This window comes from Metallococcus carri (assembly GCF_011440275.1).
Taxonomy (GTDB): Bacteria; Actinomycetota; Actinomycetes; order Actinomycetales; family Dermatophilaceae; genus Metallococcus; species Metallococcus carri.
Genome location: NZ_JAAOIV010000004.1, coordinates 254,902 through 260,901, shown reverse-complemented (window position 1 = coordinate 260,901; position 6,000 = coordinate 254,902). Strand labels below are relative to the sequence as shown.

5 protein-coding genes, 1 tRNA gene, 1 rRNA gene and 1 riboswitch are annotated in these 6,000 nt (G+C 68.5%); of the genes, 3 read left to right on the top strand and 4 right to left on the bottom strand.

Annotated features, from left to right (window positions below):
- Positions 1 to 125 (bottom strand): 16S ribosomal RNA (locus G9U51_RS07850); the annotation flags it as partial.
- Positions 126 to 734: 609 nt separating this feature from the next.
- Here G9U51_RS07850 and G9U51_RS07845 point away from each other — a divergent pair.
- The 3 genes from G9U51_RS07845 to G9U51_RS07835 all read left to right on the top strand — a co-directional run bounded on the left by G9U51_RS07845 (position 735) and on the right by G9U51_RS07835 (position 3,423).
- Positions 735 to 1,817 carry an SGNH/GDSL hydrolase family protein gene (locus tag G9U51_RS07845; RefSeq protein WP_166195662.1) on the top strand — a complete coding sequence of 361 codons (1,083 nt, stop codon included), beginning with the start codon at positions 735 to 737 and terminating at the stop codon, positions 1,815 to 1,817.
- Between the two features lie 110 nt (positions 1,818 to 1,927).
- Entirely contained in the window at positions 1,928 to 3,151 is a 1,224-nt protein-coding gene (locus G9U51_RS07840; protein ID WP_166195660.1) for an acetyl-CoA C-acetyltransferase, read from the top strand.
- Between the two features lie 32 nt (positions 3,152 to 3,183).
- On the top strand, positions 3,184 to 3,423 hold the full coding sequence (locus G9U51_RS07835; protein ID WP_166195658.1) for a hypothetical protein: 240 nt from the start codon (positions 3,184 to 3,186) through the stop codon (positions 3,421 to 3,423).
- An 81-nt stretch (positions 3,424 to 3,504) separates the two neighbouring features.
- Here the strand turns inward: G9U51_RS07835 and G9U51_RS07830 are convergent, their stop codons facing one another.
- The 3 genes from G9U51_RS07830 to G9U51_RS07820 all read right to left on the bottom strand — a co-directional run bounded on the left by G9U51_RS07830 (position 3,505) and on the right by G9U51_RS07820 (position 5,690).
- A complete protein-coding gene (locus G9U51_RS07830) occupies positions 3,505 to 4,470 on the bottom strand; it encodes a Bax inhibitor-1/YccA family protein (protein WP_166195656.1) in 966 nt (321 codons plus the stop codon).
- Between the two features lie 94 nt (positions 4,471 to 4,564).
- Positions 4,565 to 4,638, bottom strand: a tRNA-Leu gene (locus G9U51_RS07825).
- A gap of 95 nt (positions 4,639 to 4,733) precedes the next feature.
- Complete coding sequence (locus G9U51_RS07820) at positions 4,734 to 5,690, bottom strand: Ppx/GppA phosphatase family protein (RefSeq protein ID WP_166195654.1); 957 nt, start codon at positions 5,688 to 5,690, stop codon at positions 4,734 to 4,736.
- Between the two features lie 158 nt (positions 5,691 to 5,848).
- Positions 5,849 to 5,961: riboswitch (SAM riboswitch) on the top strand.
- Positions 5,962 to 6,000: the final 39 nt, after the last annotated feature.

The following is a 6,000-nucleotide window of genomic DNA, read 5'->3' as shown; positions in this document are numbered from 1 at the left end:
ACTCACGTGTTACTCACCCGTTCGCCACTAATCCAAACCAGCAAGCTGGTCCTTCATCGTTCGACTTGCATGTGTTAAGCACGCCGCCAGCGTTCGTCCTGAGCCAGGATCAAACTCTCCAAAAAAACCACAAAAAAACTTAATCCCAGCCGAAATTGAATCGAGAACAAAAAATGCTCACAATGAACAATCTCAACCAAACAAAAAATCTGGCATCAATCACTCGACACGCTGTTGAGTTCTCAAGAAACGATCAGGTGCGGTCCGCAGACACAGAAGCTGCGTCGTTGGCTCGTACTGATTGTTGGCCGCTCGGCTCTTGGGCGTCAGACCATCGGGATCGATGTTCCTCGCGCACTTGGCTCCGAGCGAGTCTCTAGCTTAGCAGGTCACTGCGGATCTGCCAAACTCGAGGTTGTCCGCTCGTCCTCGGCGCGCTTCCCCCCTGCGGGGGCCGCCCGGCCGTGCGGTGAGCAGAACGTTAGAGGACGACCGGGCCAGACACCAAATCCGCTGGTCAGCGGCGCAGGGGGCGCGTCCGGGCGGCGCCCGAAAGGGGAGCGATCCGGCATACCGACCCCGGCTGTGCCGGGCTGGTGACCATCGCAACCGGGCGGCACGCACGCGGCGTCTCGCCCGTTCTCTTGGCGGGTGCTCACTGTTGGGCCGCCAGCCTGCGCGCTGTCCGGACCGGATGAGAGGATCGACGAACACCGAAGGCGAAGGGAGTCCCCATGGGACGGGCTCGTCGCGCGCGCAATATCGCCGCGCATGCAGCATTCGGCGGAGGCATCGGCGCAGCGGCCCTCGGGGGTGTCGGGCTCGGCACCTGGGGGCTGCTCAAAGCCGAGGCAGCCGTCGCACGTCGGATCGTCGGTCAGCCCTTCGAGGGCGCACCGGACGACTCCGGCACCTACGGCCACGCGCCGGGCCCGCCCATCGAGTTCCTCGTCATCGGCGACTCCACCGCCAAGGGCATGGGGGTGGACGAACCACAGCAGACCGTCGGCGCGATCGTCGCCACCGCGGTCGCCGCGATCTTCGGCCGGCCGGTGCACCTCACCAATGTCGCCGCCGTCGGCGCCGTGTCACCCGACCTCGGCGACCAGGTCGAGACCGCCCTGCAGCTGGTCGAGCACCCCGATGTCGCGCTCATCATGATCGGCGCCAACGACGTGACCAAGAGCGTGCAGCGCGCCACTTCGGTCCGGCATCTCGCCGCGGCTGTGGATCAGCTGCGCCAGGCCGACTGCGAGGTCGTCGTCGGCACCTGCCCCGATCTCGGGGTCATCGAGCCGGTCCCCCAGCCGCTGCGACTGCTCACCCGCCGCTGGTCACGGGATCTGGCCGCCGCCCAGACCGTGGCCGTGATCGAGCAGGGCGGCCGCACCGTCTCCCTGGGCGACCTGCTCGGCCGCGAGTTCCAGCAGACACCGTCGGTGATGTTCAGCAAGGACCGCTTCCACCCTTCTGCGGCCGGCTATGCCCGGGCCGCGTCCGCGCTCATCCCCTCGATCCTCGACGCGCTGGGTCAGACCTCTGCCGACACCGGCCGCGCGCCCGACCGCCGACGCGGCGAGAGCATCGGGCCGGTGTCCGTCGCCGCGATGCGTGCGGTTCGCGACCCCGGCACCGAGGTCAGCGCGACCGCCGTCGCCGGCGACGAGCGCGGTCAGCGTGGCCGCTGGGCGGTGTTGCTGCGCCGCCACCGCACGCCGCTGCCGCCTCCGCAAAGCCCCAATCCGGACGGGCCGGACAACACCGGCGGCCCGGCCGCGGCCGCGACGAGTTCGGCGGCCACGACCACCGACTCGTAAGCACGGTGGCCGCCGGGACGCCATACCCAGCAGTGCCGCCTTTACCGCTCAGTAGACTCGCCTCGATGTGGCGCCGATCACCGGCGCCCTCGCCCGACGACGGAGGATCCATGCCCGAAGCAGTCATCGTCTCCACCGCGCGCACGCCGATCGGACGCGCCTTCAAGGGATCGCTCAAGGACATCCGTCCCGACGATCTCGCTGCTCAGATCGTGCAGGCCGCGCTGGCCAAGGTGCCCGGGCTCGACCCGACGCTGGTCGAGGACCTCTACCTCGGCTGCGCGGAGCCGTGGGCCGAGCAGGGCAGCAACATGGCCCGCGTCGTCGCCGTGCTGTCCGGGCTTGACCATGTCCCGGCCGCGACCGTCAACCGCTTCTGCGCCTCGTCGGTGCAGACGATCCGGATGGCCGCCCACGCGATCAAGGCCGGCGAAGGTGACGTCTTCATCTCCGGTGGCGTTGAGTGCGTCTCGCGGTATGCCGATTTCGCCGGCGCCGGCGGTTCGAAGGCGGACTGGCAGAACCCGAAGTTCGCCGACGCGATCAAGCGCACCGAGCAGATCGCCCAGGACAACACCACCTGGACCGACCCGCGCGAGCAGGGCCTGTTGCCCGACATCTACATCGCGATGGGCCAGACCGCCGAGAACGTCGCCACCTCGCGCGGCATCTCCCGGCAGCGCCAGGACGAGTGGGGCGTCTCCAGCCAGAACCGCGCCGAGAAGGCGATTGCCGACGGCTTCTTCGAGCGGGAGATCACCCCGGTGACGCTGCCGGACGGCAGCACCGTGAGTAAGGACGACGGCCCACGCGCCGGCGTGACGTTGGAGAAGGTGTCGCAGCTGCAGCCGGTCTTCCGGGAGAACGGCACCGTGACCGCCGGCAACTGCTGCCCGCTCAACGACGGCGCCGCGGCAGTGGTCGTCATGAGCGACACCAAGGCCAAGGAGCTCGGTCTCACCCCGCTCGCCCGCGTGGTCTCCACCGGCGTCTCCGCGCTCTCCCCGGAGATCATGGGTCTCGGCCCGGTCGAGGCGTCCAAGCAGGCGCTCGCCCGCGCCGGCATGACGATCAATGACATGGACCTCTACGAGATCAACGAGGCCTTCGCCGCGCAGGTGCTGCCGAGCGCCGACGACCTCGGCATGGACTTCGACAAGCTCAACGTCCACGGCGGCGCGATCGCGCTCGGTCACCCCTTCGGCTCGACCGGCGCCCGCATCACCACCACCCTGCTCAACGGCCTGCAGTCCACCGACGGCACCTTCGGCCTGGAGACCATGTGTGTCGGCGGTGGCCAGGGCATGGCGATCATCTACGAGCGCCTGTCCTGATCGACCCCCGCCCGGACGATGTCCGGACCGAATTGCGACGCCTGGACCAGCGGTGGCACGAGCTGCCGCTGGACCGGGCGTCGTCGGGTCTCCCCCAGGTGTATGCCGTCGCCGCCGACCTGGCAGCACGGGTGCGCCCAGGGGTCGCGCTGCCGAAGCTGGGGCCGCAGGCCGTCATACGGCAACTGCAGGTCGTCGCCTGGGATGCGTGCGCGGCGGGACACACCGATGTGGGCGCGCTGCTCGCCGACCTCAGACGCGGACTCGCGTAGCCCACACGAAAGGGGCGGGTCCGGTGTGGACCCGCCCCCTTCGCTGTGTCTGACTAGTTACCCATCAGACGTTGTGGATGACTAGTTGCGCATCCGCGCGAACAGGCGCAGCAGTTCGATGTACAGCCAGACCACCGAGACGAGCAGGCCGTGCGCCATCAGCCACGAGTACTTCTCGGGCAAGCCGGCCGAGACGCCGCGCTGGATGCTGTCGAAGTCGACCGCGATCGAGTAGGACGCGAGCGCGACGCCCAGCAGCGACAGCGCGATGCCGAAGATGCCCATGCTGAAGAAACCGAAGCCGCCCAGGACGCCGGTGAACTGCAGCACCAGGTTGACCATGGCGAACAGGAAGTAGCCCATCACCATCAGCCCGAAGATCTTGCGGGTGCGGTCGGTGACGCGGACCAGGCCGAACTTCCAGCCGGCGAACATCGCCACGAAAACACACATGGTGGCGAGCACCGCCTGCGCGACGACGCCCGGCCAGACGGTGTTGAAGTACTGGCTGGCCGCGCCGATGAAGACACCCTCGACGACCGCGTAGGCGAGGATCAGCGGCACCGACACCGTCTTCTTGAAGGCGATGACGAAGCCGAGCGCGATGCCGACGAACATGCCGCCGAGCCAGAGCGGCAGGCTCAGCCGGGGGTTGCCGCTGGTCAGGAACCACGCCGCGGCACCAGTAGCGATGAGGATGCCGAACAGGACGAGCGACTTGGTGAGGACGTCATCCAACGTCATCCGTCGGGCACCCGGCTCGGTGCCGGTGGGGGCGCCGTAACCCTGCGGGCCGGCATACCCCGGCTGCCCGTAACCCGGCTGTCCGTAGCCCTGCGGACCGGGCTGGCCCGGCTGGCCGGCATACGGGTCATAGCCCGGCACCTGCTGGCCGTACTGCTGCCCGGAGTATTGGTAGGGCTCGCGCTGCGGCGGCTGGTAGGGCTGAGCCGTGCCGTACTGGCCGTACTGCGGCTGCCCGAACTGGGCGTATTTGCCCTGTGCGAGGTCCTTGTCGAACCGGTCGAAGACCGGGTTGCTTGCCATGTGTCCCCTCCATAGGACCTGGCCCCGCGGGGCGCGGAGCGTTTCGTGCAGTTCAACGTACGACTCCGGCGGTTCACTCCCGAGGCGACGCGCGTGCCCTCGACGGGGTTCGAACCCGCACTGCGGCGATTTTAAGTCGCCTGCCTCTGCCAATTGGGCTACGAGGGCGCGGACAGCGTACGCGGTCCGGCGCGGTCGGCCCGGGCGTCAGCGGACTTGCGGTACCTGCTGTTGGTAAGTCCAGGCGTTGTCGCAGGGACGCGTCAGCGGACCTGCGACAACGCAATGCCGTCGAGGATGTCCTTCTCGTTGGTGACGGTGTGGGTGATGCCGGCGCTCTGCGCGACCCGGTCGACGATCGTGCGCCAGACGAGCGCGCCGGCGCCGATCACGTCGACGCGGCCGGGATGCATGAAGCCGAGGGCGGCGCGCTGCTCGCGGGTGCGGCCGAGCAGATCGGTGCACGCGTCGATCACCTGCGCCACCGGCAGTCGAGTGCCGTGGATGACCTTCGCGTCGTATGCCGTGAGCCCCAGCGCGTGTGCGGTGATCGTCGTGATCGAGCCTGCCAGCCCGACGATGGTGCGCGCTGGGCCGAAGCCGACCTCTTGCTCGGCGCGGTCGATTGCGGCGTTGATGTCGTCGGTGGCCGCCCGGATCTGCTCCGGGGTCGGTGGGTCAGAGCGCAGGTGGCGCTCGGTGAGCCGCACACACCCGATGTCGACCGACAGCGCCGCCTCGACCGCCTCGGTGCCACGCACGAATTCGGTCGAACCGCCGCCGAGGTCGACGACGAGATAGGGCGGCTGGTGTCCCGCGCGCGCGAGGTCGCCGGTCGCGCCACGGAAGCTGAGCGTCGCCTCCTCATCCCCGCTGATCACCTCAGGTGAAGCGCCGAAATAAGCGAACGCGCCTCGCACCCCGTCGATGAACTCCTGCGCGTTCGATGCATCACGCGAGGCGGAGGTCGCCACGAAACGGACCCGGTCGACCCCGAGGTCCTTGCACTGGCGGGCATAGTCCTCGGCGGCCTCGAGGGTGCGCTGCATGGCTTCGGGCGCGATGCGGCCGGTTTCGTCGACGCCCTGGCCCAGGCGCACGATGCGCATCGTCCGCACGACGTCGGTGAGTTCGCCTCCGGAGATGTCGGCGACGAGCAGACGGATCGAGTTGGTGCCGCAGTCGACCGCGCCGACCCGGACGGTTCCTGGAGTGCTCACCCGCCGAACTCTAATCCGCGACTGCCACCTCGCTGGCAGCGCCGCTGCTGGTGGGGGCGAGCTCTAGCAGCAGCGGGCGCCCTGCGCGGCCCCGCCCTCGTCCACATCGCGAGACCTCAAGTTGATCACGAGCTAATGGATTCCATAAGTTCTGGTTAGGTCTTGAGTGTCAGCGCATCAGCCCCGGCTTGCTGACCGGCAACCCTCCATCGCGGCGGGGTGCCCCGGGTGATGACCTGGCTCAGCCCACGCGGCCGAGCAAGTGCGAACCCGCAAGGAGCGCTGTCGACAGATCTTTCGTCGTTCCTTG

What these genes read in the sequence shown, in the direction of transcription:
- G9U51_RS07840 (WP_166195660.1), top strand. Translation starts at nt 1,928, where the DNA reads ATGCCCGAAGCAGTCATCGTCTCCACCGCGCGCACGCCGATCGGACGC.
- G9U51_RS07845 (WP_166195662.1), top strand. Translation starts at nt 735, where the DNA reads ATGGGACGGGCTCGTCGCGCGCGCAATATCGCCGCGCATGCAGCATTC.
- G9U51_RS07830 (WP_166195656.1), bottom strand. Translation starts at nt 4,470, where the DNA reads ATGGCAAGCAACCCGGTCTTCGACCGGTTCGACAAGGACCTCGCACAG.